Source organism: Enterococcus sp. R12, from assembly GCF_058135755.1.
The window spans coordinates 1,316,424-1,332,225 of record NZ_CM176874.1 but is presented as its reverse complement, the minus strand read 5'-3'; the positions used below and the strand labels follow the sequence as shown (position 1 = coordinate 1,332,225).

12 protein-coding genes are annotated in these 15,802 nt (G+C 41.6%); 1 reads left to right on the top strand and 11 read right to left on the bottom strand.

Features of this window, described 5'->3' with window-relative positions; all coding sequences use genetic code 11:
- Window positions 1-52: 52 nt before the first annotated feature.
- A complete protein-coding gene (locus ACTW1R_RS06095; RefSeq protein WP_375806321.1) occupies window positions 53-1,393 on the bottom strand; it encodes a peptidoglycan DD-metalloendopeptidase family protein in 1,341 nt (446 codons plus the stop codon).
- Window positions 1,394-1,677: 284 nt separating this feature from the next.
- Here ACTW1R_RS06095 and ACTW1R_RS06090 point away from each other — a divergent pair, with 284 nt between their 5' ends.
- Window positions 1,678-2,109 (top strand): GNAT family N-acetyltransferase, encoded by a 432-nt coding sequence (locus tag ACTW1R_RS06090; protein WP_489927524.1) that lies wholly within the window; start codon window positions 1,678-1,680, stop codon window positions 2,107-2,109.
- A gap of 157 nt (window positions 2,110-2,266) precedes the next feature.
- Here ACTW1R_RS06090 and ACTW1R_RS06085 read toward each other — a convergent pair whose 3' ends face one another.
- The 10 genes from ACTW1R_RS06085 to ACTW1R_RS06040 all read right to left on the bottom strand — a co-directional run bounded on the left by ACTW1R_RS06085 (window position 2,267) and on the right by ACTW1R_RS06040 (window position 15,801).
- On the bottom strand, window positions 2,267-3,673 hold the full coding sequence (locus tag ACTW1R_RS06085) for a glycoside hydrolase family 1 protein (protein ID WP_087627251.1): 1,407 nt from the start codon (window positions 3,671-3,673) through the stop codon (window positions 2,267-2,269).
- A 13-nt stretch (window positions 3,674-3,686) separates the two neighbouring features.
- Complete coding sequence (locus tag ACTW1R_RS06080) at window positions 3,687-5,573, bottom strand: beta-glucoside-specific PTS transporter subunit IIABC (protein WP_375806318.1); 1,887 nt, start codon at window positions 5,571-5,573, stop codon at window positions 3,687-3,689.
- Between the two features lie 95 nt (window positions 5,574-5,668).
- Window positions 5,669-6,508 (bottom strand): PRD domain-containing protein, encoded by an 840-nt coding sequence (locus ACTW1R_RS06075; protein WP_008378725.1) that lies wholly within the window; start codon window positions 6,506-6,508, stop codon window positions 5,669-5,671.
- 231 nt (window positions 6,509-6,739) lie between these two features.
- Entirely contained in the window at window positions 6,740-8,050 is a 1,311-nt protein-coding gene (locus ACTW1R_RS06070; protein WP_087627248.1) for an alpha-glucosidase/alpha-galactosidase, read from the bottom strand.
- A 19-nt stretch (window positions 8,051-8,069) separates the two neighbouring features.
- Window positions 8,070-8,891, bottom strand: coding sequence for a carbohydrate ABC transporter permease (locus ACTW1R_RS06065; RefSeq protein WP_167822393.1), 822 nt, complete (start codon window positions 8,889-8,891; stop codon window positions 8,070-8,072).
- A gap of 14 nt (window positions 8,892-8,905) precedes the next feature.
- Window positions 8,906-9,802 (bottom strand): carbohydrate ABC transporter permease, encoded by an 897-nt coding sequence (locus ACTW1R_RS06060; protein ID WP_167822392.1) that lies wholly within the window; start codon window positions 9,800-9,802, stop codon window positions 8,906-8,908.
- A gap of 50 nt (window positions 9,803-9,852) precedes the next feature.
- Window positions 9,853-11,118 carry an ABC transporter substrate-binding protein gene (locus ACTW1R_RS06055; RefSeq protein ID WP_167822391.1) on the bottom strand — a complete coding sequence of 422 codons (1,266 nt, stop codon included), beginning with the start codon at window positions 11,116-11,118 and terminating at the stop codon, window positions 9,853-9,855.
- A 136-nt stretch (window positions 11,119-11,254) separates the two neighbouring features.
- Window positions 11,255-12,277: a LacI family DNA-binding transcriptional regulator gene (locus ACTW1R_RS06050; protein WP_489927523.1), complete on the bottom strand. Its 1,023-nt coding sequence runs from the start codon at window positions 12,275-12,277 to the stop codon at window positions 11,255-11,257.
- A 219-nt stretch (window positions 12,278-12,496) separates the two neighbouring features.
- Window positions 12,497-13,189 (bottom strand): response regulator transcription factor, encoded by a 693-nt coding sequence (locus ACTW1R_RS06045; protein ID WP_167822390.1) that lies wholly within the window; start codon window positions 13,187-13,189, stop codon window positions 12,497-12,499.
- An 11-nt stretch (window positions 13,190-13,200) separates the two neighbouring features.
- A complete protein-coding gene (locus ACTW1R_RS06040) occupies window positions 13,201-15,801 on the bottom strand; it encodes a DUF4118 domain-containing protein (protein WP_375806314.1) in 2,601 nt (866 codons plus the stop codon).
- Window position 15,802 lies beyond the last annotated feature (1 nt).

The window sequence follows — 15,802 nt, the reverse complement described above, 5'->3', positions numbered from 1 at the left end:
AGCAACCAAAAAAACCGCAGAAGCCTGTTCGCTTCTGCGGTTTTTCTGACTATTATAAGCCTAATTCTGGCGCCGGATCAAAGAATCCTGACCATAAGCTTGTTGACATCCCTAAATGTAGATGGACGCCAGTTGAATTCCCAGTCGTTCCCATACCGCCAACATATTGTCTAGCTGAGACGCTTTGTCCGACCGAGACAGCTGGCAGCGTACTAAAGTGCATGTAGTAGCTGTAAACGCCATTGGCATGTTTGATGATCACATAGTTACCAGTTGACGGACCATAGCCCGCTTCAACGACTTCGCCTGCTTGGATCGCATAGATCGGCGTTCCTGTCCCCCCAGTAAAGTCGATGCCATTATGTTGATTTCCTGATGCACCTGTTGGATCTGTTCGATACCCAAAACGACTCGAAATATGAACCGAATCGACTGGCATTTGCCATCCACCTGTGCTTGCTTGTTCCTTTGGCTCAGCTGCTTGCTGCACAGGTGCAGGCGTAGCTGCAGTTTTTTCTGACGACACCGATGTTTCTGGCGCCACTGCGGCTTCCGTCTTCGGCTGGGCTGCTGCCACTGCTGCTTGTTGAACGGCAGGACTTTCGGCGGTTTCAGCTGACTTGGCTTCTGCTGCTTGCTGACGTTTTGCTGCTTCTTCTGCTTCTTTGCGCGCTTTTGCTTCTTGTGCTTCTTGCTCAGCCAGTTGCTTCAACGCTGCTTCTTTTTGCCGTTGTGCTTCTGCTTTGTCTGCTTCCAATTGGTCTTTTTTCTCTTCTTCGGTGTTCAACGCCAAGGCAAGGTCGGCTAGTGCAACTTCTTGATTCAACTTGACATCAGCTAATTCCGCTTGTTTTCCTTGCAATGCGTTTGACTGCTCTTCGATTGCAACCAATTGTTCCTGCAACTCTTTTTCCAATTTCTGGCTTGTTGCAATATCTTCTTGCTGTTGTTCGACAATGCTATTGCTGGCATTCATGATCGTTACTGAAGCGATCGCCCGTTGAATAGCTTCTCCGATGGATTCAGCGTCAACGATTTTTTGGAACAAACGATTGGAAGGTTCCGACGTTTGAATGTCACGCGCTTGATTCGCCAGTACTTCTGTGCGCTTGATGATTTTCTCTTCAAGGACTTGGATCTCTTGTGCCAAGGCATTGACTTCTTCTTCCGTCGTCGTTTTCTTTTGTAGGATTGCTTGGATTTCTCCTTCAATCGATTGAATCTCTGCCTCTGTGGAATGTTTCAGTGATTCTAATGAGGTGGATTCATTTTTTATGTCATTGATTTTTTCATTTTGCTGCTGGATCTTCTGATCAAAGCTGTCTGCGGATACCGTCACGACAGGCAGCGTCAGCAAAACAAGTGAACTTGCAACCAAAAGTGTCTTCTTCATTTTTTCTCCTTAACTAGATGTGTCTTATCGCTTTCTCTAGCATACCGAAAGATTTCACTCTTGGGGCTGTTTTCACACAAATAACATCTGGCTGCAAGAAATTGACATCTAGCTGAAACAAAATTGTTAGAATATTTCAACGAAAAAGATTGCTTTTCTTCGTCATTTAACCTTCGTTACTTATCAATCGGTTCATCTCCTGTCCGATTGTCTACGAAAATGCCGCGATTTGCAGTAATCAGCAGTGGACCTATGCTATACTGGATAAAAAAACGGAGGTTCTCATGATACAACAAGTGACCAAATTTACCGATTCTGAATTAGAAACTATCGCCCAGATTTGGCTGCAAAGCAATTTGGATGCCCATGACTTTATCTCAGCTGCCCATTGGCAAGATAACTATGACTTTGTGAAAAAAGCCTTTGCCGATGCTCTTATCTACACCTATTCGGTGGAGGATCAGCCCGTCGGCTTCATCGGGATGTTGGATGATTATATCGCTGGTATTTTCGTTTTGAAAGACTATCGTGCTCACGGCATTGGCAAGCAGCTTTTACAAAAAGTACAAGCAGAACACGAGAAGTTGACTCTGAATGTCTACCAAAAAAATACAGCTGCTATTGCGTTTTATCTCAAACATGGCTTTACCATCGTTTCTGAACAACTGGACTCTGATACCAATGAAATCGAAAACACCATGGAGTGGCCTCGTTGATGCTGCTTTTTTCACCTTCTTCTTCCCCTTTTGATCAATCGTACGACCATAACCGCTGATCGGCTTACCCGTCGAATCAATGGATACAATAAACGACAAAAAGCATTGCCTTCCATTTGCTGGATCGGCAATGCTTTCTTTATTTACTAGCGGTATTTCAACCAATGGTTCCCCCATTGGTGACAATCACTTCGCGATACCAATCAAAGGATTTTTTTCGATACCGTTTGAGTGAACCAGTTCCATCATCGTTTCGGTCTACATAAATGAACCCATAACGCTTTTTCATCTCTGCGGTCGAAGCACTTACTAAATCAATACACCCCCACATGGTATAACCCAATACATTGACACCATCATCGATGGCTTTAGCAACGGCTGATAGATGATCATTTAAATAATTGATGCGATAATCATCAACAACGGTTAATTCTCCGTCAATTTCAATTAACTGATCAACAGCACCTAAACCATTTTCAACGATAAAAAGTGGCAACTGATAGAGATGCGAAAAACGGTTCAAGAGAATACGTAATCCGTCTGGATCAATCTCCCATCCCCACTCCGTTTCATCAAGGTAGGGATTTTTTAGAACGTTTGTCATATTTCCTTTTCCCTGTTGGTACTTTTCAGGCGTAGCAGAAACACATCGGGACATATAATAACTAAACGATATAAAATCAACGGTATTTTTTAATAATTCGAGATCGTCAGGTTCCATCTCGATAGTTGCATTATACCTCTGCCATTCTCTTTTGATCCAATCAGGGTAATATCCACGAGCTTGAACATCCATAAAATAGTTTAAGTTTTTATCTGCCTCCAAAACAGCCAATGTGTCTTTCGGGTTTGAAGTCATCGGATAATTATAGATCCCTAACACCATATTCCCTACCTGCATCTGTGGATCAATTTCATGGGCGGTTTTGACTGCTTGGGCACTGGCAACAAGCTCGTGATGTGCTATTTGAAAGAGATCTTGCTTAGATAAGCAATCTTTTTCTGTCATCACTCCTGCTCCCATTAAGGGAAAATTCCAAAGCGCATTGATTTCATTGAAAGTTAACCAATATTTCACTTTCCCTTGGTAACGAGTAAACACAGTCCGACAAAAACGATCAAAGTAGTCTACCAATGCCCGATTACGCCAACCATCGTAACTTTTTGTAAGGAAATAAGGTGTTTCATAATGAGAAAGTGTAATTAGCGGTTCGATCCCATGAGATAAGCAGCAATCAATCACCTCTTCATAAAACTGCAATCCAGCTTCGTTTGGCTTTTCCTCATTGCCATTAGGGAAAATTCGTGTCCAAGCAATCGAGAAACGTAAAACTTGAAAGCCCATCTCGGCGAACATTTGAATATCTTCTCGATAACGATGATAAAAATCAATGCCTTCTAATTTTAAGTTTTGCGGATTTAGCTCAGGATCTAGTGGCCTTGTGACTCCATTTGATAAGAAATCTTGAATGGAAAGTCCTTTGCCATCTTCGTTATAGGCACCTTCCGCTTGATTGGCGGCAATCGCACCACCCCATAAAAAAGTTTCTGGAAATTTTGCCATATTTGTCCCCTCTTTATTCAAAAATCGATACTAAAACATCACCCTGTTTGATGGTTTCATCCTCAGAATGGACAATAACATCTGTAAAATCTGCTGTGTTTGTCACTACGATCGGTGTCACTGTAGAATATCCTTGACTAACAATATATTCTGGATCAAAGGTTACTAGCAAATCGCCTTTTTTAAAGGTATCTCCTACTTTGATTGCTGCAGTATAACCTTTGCCATCAAGTTCGACCGTATCGATACCAATATGGATCAACAGCTCAACTCCTTGCTTATTTTTGATCCCAATTGCGTGATTGGTGGGAAAAATCGTCACTACTTCACCATCAAATGGTGCAACTACTTGACCATTTTTTGGTTGAATAGCCACTGTTCTCCCCATGATCTCATTGGCAAATACACTGTCGGGAATTTCATGAGTCGCCAACCTATCCCCTGCCAAAGGACTGCTGATCTCTAAAGGTGTCCGTAATGATCGAATTGGTTCAGCAACCTGATTCGCATTTGACGTTTGACTTTGTGAAGACACTTCTGCTTTTTTCTTTCCTTCTGCATTCACAAAAAACAAAGTAAGTGCAAAAGACATTGCGAATGCAATAACAATGCAAATCACTGCGTTAACGATATTTGACAGATCATCCGTTAAATAGACAGGTAACGCCAAAACACCTGCAGTTGCTGATGCATAAGTTCGCATGTTGGTCAAACCTGCCCATAAACCAGCTACTCCTCCAGAGGCTACCACGACCCATAAAGGCGTTTTTAGTTTCATCGTCACCCCATACAAAGCAGGTTCCGTGATTCCAAATAACGCTGTGGTACTAGCCGAAAAAGCCGTTTGCTTCATCTCTTTATCTTTGGTTTTTAATGCTACTGCCAGTGAAGCGCCAGACTGAGCAATATTTGATGCTAGCATTCCTGGTCCTAATAACGTTCCATAGCCCAATGTGGCATATTGTGCTAGTTGAACAGGCATAAAACTGTAATGCATCCCTGTCATGACGAAAAATGGGGTAAATGCCCCCATCAGGACTGGTAAAACCCAGCGTGCTTGTTCATTGAAGAATTCAAAGACTACTAATAACACATCACCAACTAATGCTCCTAGTGGACCGATAATGATCCAAGCTAAGGGAGCCGTAACCAAGAAAACCAATAAAGGGACCAGAAAAATCTTCATAGGATTTGGCGATATTTTTTTTGCTAAACGTTCAATGTGCGCCATTGCCCATACAATTAAAATTGGCGGTACAACTGCCGAACCATAGGATACAGCTCTGACAGAAAGACCTGCAAATGAAATAGGTTCACCAGTTGCAACCATGGCTGTAAAAGCTGGGTGAATCAGCATTGCGCCTAAAACCGCTGCATAAAATGGATTCGCTTTAAAGTATTGTGCACTTGTTACAGCTAACATTACTGGAAGAAAATAAAATGCTGAATCGGCTAGTAAACTTAAAAGCTGATACGTTTGAGCTTCTGCGTTTAATACCTCAAAGAAAACAAGTAAAGCTAAAACAGCCTTTAACATTCCTGCCCCACAGATTGCTGGAATAATCGGTTGGAAAATTGAGGTGATCGCTCCTAAAACTCGATTGATGACTTTTTCTTCTTTCGGTGATGTTGGTTCTGAAGAATCACTTCCAAAGTTCCCCATTTTGTTGATTTCTTCCGTAACATTTGCTACATCTGTTCCAATAATTACCTGATATTGTCCGCCTTTTAATGCTGTTCCTTGAACACCTGGTGTTGCTTTAAGATGATCTTCTTTGACTTTTGAATTATCTTTTAATACGAATCGTAACCGTGTCATGCAATTCGTTACAGACTCAATATTTGACGTTCCTCCAATATTTTCAATGATATTCTGTGCAAGCTCTTGATACTTAGTCATTTTTTTCCTCCTTATAAATAAAACAGACCAAATAAAAACTAAGCCCATATTTGGCTCAATCTTTATTTGGTCTTGCCCATTCGGTAACAAAACATTTAATCTAGTTCTCTTGTGGTCACTCGATTGATATGAATAACAAAATATAACAATTCTGAATCTGTAATTTTCACTTTATATTGACCAGCAATATGTTTCTTGATTTTCAAGCCAGTTTGGTAAGCTTTCGGATATAATTGCTTCACATGTTGCAATAAATCAGCTTCATCTTTTACTTCTTTACTTTCCGAAAAAATTCGGCTTACAAAATAGCGTATATGGGTCAAGAATCGATCATAGTTCATGGACGTCTCATCCAACTTCATCCCATAATCATACTCCACGATCTGAACAATTTCTGCAATTACTTTTGTCGTAAAAATCGTCTCATTTTTAAAGCGTGAACTTGAGCTAGCGTTTACAAAATGCAGGGCTATAAAGCCAGCTTCATCTTCAATAAAACGAATCTTCTCTGATCGTTCAATAAACTGCAACGATCGCTTTGCTGCTGCAAATTCTCGTGGGTAATATTTTTTGATTTCCCACATTAAGTCATTGGTGATCGCTTCTCCTTTAAGATTACGCTCAATTGCGTAATTAATATGATCACCAAGAAATAGATAGATGCTGGAATCAAATGTTCGTGCAAGATCCTTTTCTGCTTCTTCAATAATTTTGGCGGTCAGAATCACATGCCGTTCATCCATTCCTGCCATCAGCGACCCAAATTTGTTTTGGGTAAATTCTGCATCTAAGACATATTTTTTATCAATTTTCGTTTGATCAATCACCCCACTGCCTTTTACACCGAAACCAACACCGTTGCCAATCACTACACATTCTGTGCCATTATCCTCCACAAGGACGGCATTGTTATTGTAGATCGTGATTGGTTTCATCTTTTCTCCCCCCTTCAAACAGACAAAAAAACCGACAAAAATATACACTCCGAGCATAAATAAGCTAGTGTATATTTTGTCGGTGTCGCCTTTTCAGTAGCAATCCTAAATCCGATTATAGCTTTGACCAATTTGGTTGTCAACAACTCTTTTGCCATATCTCTTCAAAAAAACCAAAGAAATGTTGGCGCTATCAGTATTCGTAAAGAAAACTGCGCGTCCATTTTTTTATCAGTGATAATCTGGTAAATAATCCCCATGGGCTTCGATCAAATCATCGACTAATTGGGTAATATCTGCCAATGATAACTCTGATGATAAATGAGGATCGAGGTAAGCTGCTTGATAAATTTTGTCTTTCTCAAGGGTCAACGCTGCTTCGACAGTCAATTCTTGTACATTGATGTTGGTTCGGTTCAATGCAGCAAGCTGCGTTGGTAAAGCGCCGACGTAGGTTGGTTGGATGCCGTTCTTATCCACCAAACATGGAACTTCCACACAGACATCCTCTGGTAAATTGGTGATCAAGCCTTTATTCAACACATTTCCAGCAATAACGGTTGGATTGCCGGTCTTGATGGCATCCATGATATAAGAGGCGTATTCCCGACTTCTCTTATGGGTCAAATCGCCATTATCGACGATATCCTCCCGCATCGTTTCCCAATCGCGAATCTGATTTTCGCAACGGGTTAAATATTCATCCAACGGAATCCCCAAATCGTCGATCAATTCTGGGTATTTTGATTTAATGAAATAAGGGTGATACTCGGCATTGTGCTCACTAGATTCGGTAATATAATAGCCAAAACGTTTCATCAATTCAAAGCGGACTGAATCACGGTGGGGATTTTCTTTCTCTTCAGCCAACTGACGGATCGTTGGATAGAAATCTTCCCCATCTTTGGTAATTTCCAATAAAAATGCCATATGATTGATCCCAGCAATTTTCCACTGGAAGTCAGCCAGATCATATTGTTCTTTGATCCCTAAATGCTCGAATAATTCTGGGACGCATACTTGCACACTATGACAAAGCCCAACCGTTTTGATGGATGTTGCTTTCAATACCCCCATCGTCAGCATCGCCATCGGGTTCGTATAATTCAGCAACCATGCATTTGGACAAACTTCCTCCATTTCTCGAGCAAATTCCAACATGACTGGTAACGTACGCAACGTCCGAAATATTCCGCCAATGCCCATCGTGTCACCTATTGTTTGGCGTAAGCCATATTTCTTCGGTATCTCAAAGTCAATGACGGTGGAAGGTTTGTAGCCACCAACTTGAATGGCGTTTACTACAAAGTCGGCATCTCTTAGTGCTTCTTTGCGGTCATGATAGACCTGTATTTCTGCTCGGTTTTGATTGGCATTTTTATTGATCGTCTTTAACATTGCCTCGGATTCACGAAGTCGTTTCTCATCGATGTCGTAAAGGGCGATGTGGGAATCTGCTAAGCTCGGGGTCAACATTGCATCTCCTAGAACATTTTTAGCGAAAATAGTGCTTCCTGCTCCGATAAAGGTGATTTTTGTCATTTTCTATTGCTCCATTCTTTTATAATTTACCGCCAGTAGTGGCAATTCCTTCAATAAATTTACGTTGAAAAATGATAAAGACAGCAACCATGGGCCAAATCGCTAGTAACGAGCCTGCCATCAATTGTGGGAAATTGGTCGCATATTGTCCCTGAAGATTGGCTAACCCTGCTGCCAATGGCATTTGTCGAATTGATGTATTGACGATCAGTGGCCACATTAAATCTTTGAAAGCAAAGAGGGTTGTAAAAATACCTAGTGCGATCAACCCGGATTTCGCCAATGGCAGCATGATTTTGAAAAAGATCGTCCATACATTTGCTCCTTCAAGGTGTGCTGCTTCCTCCAGCTCACTTGGTAAGCCTAGAAAAAACTGTCTAAGTAAAAAGGTTCCGAAAGCGCTGACAACACCTGGCAATATCAATGCCGGTACTGAATTTAGAATTCCTAATCTTTGCGCTAATAAATATTGGGGTGTGATAAAGATTGATGCGGGAATCATCATTTGGATAAGGACTAGAGCAAAAAAAAGTTCTCGTCCAGGGAAGCGCAAGCGTGCGCAGGCATAGGCTGCCATCGCTGAAAATAAAACGGAACCGATCACACGTCCAATGACCATCAAAAAAGTATTGAGATAGAAGGCACCAAAGGGTAAAAGATTTAAAACTGCCTGATAATTTGAAAGTTGAAAGGATTTAGGAAACCATGTTGGTGGAATCTGAGTCGATTCAACAAGTGTTTTTCCAGAAGTCAGAATCATCCATACAAAAGGCAATGCCATGATTATTCCGCCACTGATCAAAAGTAGATGGATAAGCCAATTCTTGCTAATTCGTTGCATCAAGAAACCTCCTTTTAGTAGTTGACCCATTTTTTTTGCAACTTCATTTGTAGGGCTGTGATCAGCAAAATAATACCTAGAAGAAAAACGACGATCGCTGAACCATACCCTTTATCATTTAAGATAAAGGAATGTTTGTAGAACAAGTATGCTAATGATTGTGTCTTCAGCATTGCCTCACTTGAAGGTGCGATCATCATAAAAATCACATCGAATACTTGAAAAGCATTGATAACCGTTGTGACCACGACAAAGAATAGCGTTGGTGTCACAAGCGGTAAAGTGATTTGAAAAAATTGCTGCCATGAAGAAGCTCCATCGATATCGGCTGCCTCATAGTAATCTTTGGGTATCTCCTGTAGTCCAGCTAAGAAAAGCACCATGTTGTAGCCAATAGCACTCCATATTCCGACAATAATGACGGAATAAATCGCAACATTCGGATCACTAAGCCATGCTGGACCCGTTAGACCAACTTTTGATAAAAGCTCGTTGACTAATCCATAATCATCATTGAACATCCAACGCCAGATCATGGCGACTGCAGAGGGGGCTGCAACTACAGGTAGAAAATAAATCGTTCGATAAATCGACACGCCTTTGATTTTCTTATTCATTAGGACCGCGACTAAAAGTGATAACACTATGATTGATGGAATTGATACCACTGCATAGATCAAGGTATTGATCAAGGATTGCAACACCTCTCGATCCGTCAAAAGTTTCTGATAGTTGGCTAAGCCGATCCACTCGGTGTTACCAAAACCAATTGTTCGTTGAAAACTTAGAATGATTGTTTGGATCGCTGGCCAAATATTCAATAAAATCAATCCGACTGCTGTTGGGAGAATAAATAAGTATCCCCAGAAAAGGTGGTCTTTCTGGTAATTTCCAAGCATACGATTTTTCATAGAGGTCTCCTTTTGTTTAGGTGGGTTGATTAGCTAATTTTCCGTTTTGATCAATTACTTTCAGCTAAAATTGCATCAACTTCTTCCGCAATCTGTGCAGTCCCTTCCTCGACACTTAATTCTCCAGAAAATACCCGGTTCATAATTTCTGTCTCTATTTTTTCCGCATTCAAGCCATTTTTGTTATAGGGACGAGGCACGCCATACTCTAGCATTTCTGCAAAAACACTTAAATTGAAAGTGTCCGCAGAACTTGCCCAAACTTCCTCAAATCCTTTTAGCGCTGGGATCGATGCCCCTGTTTCTGCTTGAATTTGGTTGGCTTCTTCACTTGCCAAGAATGCTAATAATTTTTTTGTTTCTTCAGGATGCTTGGTATTGGCACTAGCTGCCCAACCTAAACCATTTGTGATCGTCGCATTTTCTTTTCCTTTAGGTAAAACGGCAACATCCGCATTTTCAGCCAAGTATTCATTCTTTAAAAAACCTGGTGTTTGCCAGTTGCCCTCCACGATCATCGCCAATCTTCCTGCTTGAAAACGACCAACTTTATTCGTATCTTGCAATTCTTTCGCTGAAGGTGATGACTGATCATTTAGATAAAAATCAATATAATACCTTAATGCATCTTGTACTTCTTCGCTATTCATTCCCGACTTCGTATTCTCATCAATAAAGACTTCTCCACCATTTTGATAAATAAATGGCCAATAGCCTCCCTCAGTTGAATTATCCGCAGCAAATCCATAAATACCTGCTTCTTCATCTGTTAACTGAACAGCTGCTTCCTTCAATGTATCCCATGTCCACGTTGCGTCTGGATATGCAATTCCTGCTTGATCAAAGAGCTCTTTGTTGTACCACAATCCAATAACGGAGGCATCTTTAGGAATCGCGTAAAGTTCTTCTTCATACGTATAAGACTCTGCGATTCCTTCGGTAAAGTTTGTCATGTCAATGTTATTTTCTGCAATCAACTCATTTAGACCCATAAGCATCGATTGAGACATATATTTGTATGATTCAGTTGAATGCATCGTGACAATATCAGGCATATTTCCTCCAGTAGTAGCAGCTTCAAGCTTCACCCAATATTGATCCCATGGGGTGGTTTCCATTTCGACTTTAATATTTGGGTTTTGTTCTTCAAAAGCATCAAGCATTTTTCGCAGTCCCGGTGCTTGTTCAGTATCCCAACTCGCATAACTTAACGTGACTTGACCACCACTATCACCGTTGCCATTACTACAAGCTCCTAAAACCAAAGTTCCTAAAAGACTCAAACTAACAAGTGTTACTCTCTTGAAACAATTCATCTTCCATTCCTCCTCTAGTTCTGATTCATGTATCCGCTTTCTTTTCACAAAACAAATATACTGTTTACTAATAAATTTGTCAATACTTTTTAACTAAAATAAAAAGGTAAACACATTAAGGTGTTTACCTTGAACATTAATCTCTTTCTTTTTCACTTTCTCTGACGATCATCTTACTGGCCACCATGATTTTAACAGGTACTTGACGAATGCCTTTGATCCGCTCTTCTACCATCCGTAAAGCAATTTTTCCCAGTTCTTCCATATCGATGGCAACGGTACTTAAAGATGGGGTCAAAAATTCTGCAACTTCGATATTGTTGAAACTGACTACTGAAATATCTTCTGGTATCCGATACCCACGTTTTTGCAAGGAGCGATATGTACCAACTGCAATCGAGTCATTGGCGACCATAATAGCTGAAGGAAGGCTCTCTTTGTATTGTTCAAGCAATTGCTCAGTGGCTTTGATACCGTCTAATGTGTTCCAACCTTCTAGGTAAACATTGATGTATTCTTCCAATCCTTTTTCTTTCATCCAATACACATAAGTGTTCATCCGCATATCATCTGGCGATTGATGTTTCTCACTGGATGCATCCAAACGTACCCGATATCCCCCAATAAAAGCGATATTTCGATGCCCTTTTTTATACAAACGCTCTAAGTGCTCGGTTGCTGCTATAGAGAAATCCGTATATACCGCATCCCATTCTGAAGACAAAGAAGGATCATCGATCACGACGATATGAGGATTGACTGCTGCGATCTTTGCTAAAAAAGTTGGCAAGACTTGACCAATGACAAGGATTCCCTGATACTCCCTTAGCTCCTCAATGGCAACGGGGCGTTCAGACATATAATACGTTTTTTTTATGCGAAACTTATTTTGTTCTGCTTGTGCTTGAATGCCACGACGAATCGCCCGAAAATAGGGATCTTCTAATTCAGCTTCTTCCGAAACAGTGGATACCACTGCAATATTGATTGCCTTTTTCACAGGTACTTTCTTCTTACTATAGTGAAAATATTCCACGGCTTCGTTGATCTTATTTTTTGTTTCTTGCGTGACAGATAACGTAGGATCTTCATTGAGCACCCTCGATACAGTTGCGATCGATACACCCGCTCGTTTTGCGACGTCTCTAATTCCTGCCATAATACTCTCCTTTTTTACTTTATACTATGATATAAACACAAAATGATCAGAATGAAAAGAAATTTTAGTTAACAACCAACCTACTTGTTTACCCACAGTTTCAAATCATCTACGGAGAAGCAATCAGTTCAACGTCTCTTCGCAATTAACAAAAAATAGAAACGAGCAGCGACCCAAGAACCGCTGCACGTTTTTCCTCCTTATTTCCAATGACGACCGCTATTCTGCTGGATACTCCCGCAAGCGATACCCGACGCCGATTTCAGTGATCAAATATTCTGGCTGCAGCGTATTGGTTTCGATTTTTTTACGAATGTTTGAGATATTGACTCGCAAGGTTTGTGCATCCGCTGCAAAAGGTCCCCAGACTTCGCTAGTCAGGGTATCGTAAGTGACGACTTTGCCTAAATTCTTGAACATAACTGCCATGATGCGGTATTCGTTTTTGGTCAAATGGATCTCCTTTTGATTCTTGTACAGGATTTTTTTCTCAAAATCGATCGTTAACTCCTTGTTTACGAGAATCGGGCTGCTGCTAAAGGCAGCTGTCTCCTTGTGCCGCAATGCCGTGCGGATACGGGCAAATAATTCATTGGTACTGAAGGGCTTCGTTACATAATCATCGGCACCGAGGTCTAATGCTTGCACTTTGTCTTGTTCATCTTTGCGAGCAGAGATCACGATGATCGGTGTGTTCATGCGCTTACGAATGATTTTCAACAGCTCCATGCCGTCAATGTCCGGTAAGCCCAGATCCAGCAAGATGAAGTCGATGGTTTCTTCCTGCAAGAGCATCAATGCCTCCATGCCAGTGCCGACTGACGTAAAGTTGTAATGCTCTCTTTGCAAGACGACCTCCATAAAATCAACGATATTCGAATCATCTTCAATCAATAAAAAATGTCGCTGCATGTTCTCCCTCCTTACTGCTTCAAATAAATACGAAAGATCGTACTGCCTGCTTTCGTTTCGATCGCCAATTTGCCTTCATGGGCATGGATGATGGTTTTGACGATACTCAGTCCGATGCCTAATCCATTTTTTGAATCCACCGGCACTTCGGTGTCATTGGTCAAATTCGCTTGGATTTTTTGGTATTGTCCTAAGGGGATCTCCCCTTGGTTTTCGATTTCAATGACCACATCTTGCTCTTGAGAAACTCGCAAGAAAATCGGTGTATCGGCGGTTCCATGGCGAACCCCATTTTCAATCATGTTAAACAAGGCTTGTTCGATCAAGATGGGATCGACTTGGACAAAAATCAGCTGATCAGGCATCTTCACGATGATTTTTTGTTGCGGATAGACTTTTTTTAGGTGTGTCAAAACCGCTTCGATAATTTCTTCGATTGGTTCTTCACTGCGCTTGACCGCCATATTGGTCAAGTTGATACGGGTCACCGACAATAAGTTTTCGACCATGCGGATCAACCACTGGGATTCACTTTGGATGTCTCCTAGCAGCTTTTGTTTCGTTTCCTTTTTGATCACGCCTTCGGTTTCACTCAATGTTTCGGCAATGCCAGAAATCGTCGTCAAAGGGGTCCGCAAGTCATGAGAGACCGCACGTAGTAGATTGCTGCGGACTTTTTCCCGTTCGTTTTCTAATTGGATCTGTTCTTTCTCACTCGCTAATGAGACTTGTTCCAACACGGTCGCGATTTGGGTGATCACAAGGCGCAAGTAATTCAATTGACTATTGGCCAACTGATGCTCCTCGTTGCGTTCTACCCCAAGGGCGCCTAGTGGTTTGCCGTTTAAAACGATCGGCAAGTAGAACCCATTGGCACCAATCAGAGTATCTGTGCCGCGACCAGCTTCTTTTTGATTTTTTACGACCCAAAAAGCGACGGCTTTCTCATCCTTGCCAGTCAGTTGAGACAGTGTTTCTCTTGAAGAATGCAGACTTCTTAAATGGCCTTCTCTGTCATATAACGCCACTTCTCGCTGGAGTAAGCGTGCCAAATAGGTGGTCGTACTTTCATAGATTTCTTGCTCATTCCGCGTTTCCATGTATTGTTTGTTCAGTTCATACAATATCTCCATTTGATGCTCTTTTTCCTTGGCATTTTCTGCTTGGGTCTTCAATCGAACCATCAAGTTACTGATCATCAAGGCAACGATCAGCATGATCACTAATGTGATTGGATAGCCTGCTTTATAGACCGTCAAGGAATACAAGGGTTCGACAAAGAACCAGTTGTAAGAAAGGACACTAATGATCGATGCCATGGCACTCCATAGATAGCCACTCGTGTAACGGGCCACTAAGAGAACAAAAAAGATGTAAACCAGCATCAAGTTCTGCTCGCCGAAATGCAGGTACTGCATGCCTTCTGTCACTAAGGTAGCAAGCATGATTAGCCCAAAGGTCAAGGTGAAATCTCGACCGCCGCCTTCAAATAATTGCGAAAATGTCAGCCGTGGTCGCTGCATTTTTTCTTTAAAAGGAATCAAATGGATCTCAATGTCATCAAGTCGCCGAATCAAGCGGTCTTCTAAATCCTCGACAAACAATTTTTGGAACCACTTTTGAGAAACCTGTTTCCCCATGATAATGTCACTGGCACCCGTCATTTTGGCATACTCTACGATGGTTTCAAAACTGTCATCCGCTTCGATGTTGATGACTTCTGCACCCAAACGCTCTGCCAATGGCACTTCGGTAGGTGTATCATCTAACGATCGAACTTGGATGACCGTCCATTCGGCACCCACTCCTTGGGCTAAGCGGGCGGTCCAACGAATGCATTTCTCTGCCATTTTCGGCAAGCGATCATCAATGATGGTCAAAAGCTTGCTTTGGACTCGTTTTCGACCGCCGTTCATTTGATTGATATGATTGGAAGCTTTTTGGATCGCTAATCCACGTAAGTGATCAAGTTTTTCTGGCGTAAAAAAGTTTTTTAGCGCTCGTTTGGCATTTTCATCAGCATAGATTTTTCCTTGTTCCAATCGATCGATCAGTTCGTCTGGTTCAACATCCACTACCCGCAAACTGGCGTGTTGGAAAAAGGTGTCAGGCACCGTTTCTCTGACTTCCACTTCCGTGACCTTTTCCACGATATCATTCAGACTTTCGATATGCTGGACATTGATGGTTGTGTAGACGGTGATTCCTGCATTCAATAGTTCATCGACATCTTGGTAACGTTTTTTGTTTCGCGCACCAATAGGATTGGTATGTGCTAACTCATCGATCAAGACGATATCTGGTTTTAGTTGGATCAGTCGATCGATATCTGGCTCATAAAGGGTCAATTGCTTGTGCTGGTATTGCTTTAATGGTACTTGTGGTAACCCTTCAAGCAATCGGTTGGTATCGGGACGTTTGTGGGGTTCGATATAGCCGATCACCACATTTTTGCCCATGAGCAAACACTCATGGGCTTCGGTTAACATCGTATAGGTTTTTCCGACACCGGCAGCAAAACCGAAAAACACCCGTAGTTTGCCACGTTTAGGTCCAAAGCCTGCTTGCAGCAGCATCTCTTCTGGAATCGTCTGCTGGTTGTTTTCACTCATA

Coding starts and splice junctions, on each gene's coding strand:
- ACTW1R_RS06075 (WP_008378725.1), bottom strand. CDS start 6,508: ATGAAACCAATCACGATCTACAATAACAATGCCGTCCTTGTGGAGGAT.
- ACTW1R_RS06090 (WP_489927524.1), top strand. CDS start 1,678: ATGATACAACAAGTGACCAAATTTACCGATTCTGAATTAGAAACTATC.
- ACTW1R_RS06070 (WP_087627248.1), bottom strand. CDS start 8,050: ATGACAAAAATCACCTTTATCGGAGCAGGAAGCACTATTTTCGCTAAA.
- ACTW1R_RS06085 (WP_087627251.1), bottom strand. CDS start 3,673: ATGGCAAAATTTCCAGAAACTTTTTTATGGGGTGGTGCGATTGCCGCC.
- ACTW1R_RS06080 (WP_375806318.1), bottom strand. CDS start 5,573: ATGACTAAGTATCAAGAGCTTGCACAGAATATCATTGAAAATATTGGA.
- ACTW1R_RS06055 (WP_167822391.1), bottom strand. CDS start 11,118: ATGAATTGTTTCAAGAGAGTAACACTTGTTAGTTTGAGTCTTTTAGGA.
- ACTW1R_RS06060 (WP_167822392.1), bottom strand. CDS start 9,802: ATGAAAAATCGTATGCTTGGAAATTACCAGAAAGACCACCTTTTCTGG.
- ACTW1R_RS06040 (WP_375806314.1), bottom strand. CDS start 15,801: ATGAGTGAAAACAACCAGCAGACGATTCCAGAAGAGATGCTGCTGCAA.
- ACTW1R_RS06065 (WP_167822393.1), bottom strand. CDS start 8,891: ATGCAACGAATTAGCAAGAATTGGCTTATCCATCTACTTTTGATCAGT.
- ACTW1R_RS06045 (WP_167822390.1), bottom strand. CDS start 13,189: ATGCAGCGACATTTTTTATTGATTGAAGATGATTCGAATATCGTTGAT.
- ACTW1R_RS06050 (WP_489927523.1), bottom strand. CDS start 12,277: ATGGCAGGAATTAGAGACGTCGCAAAACGAGCGGGTGTATCGATCGCA.
- ACTW1R_RS06095 (WP_375806321.1), bottom strand. CDS start 1,393: ATGAAGAAGACACTTTTGGTTGCAAGTTCACTTGTTTTGCTGACGCTG.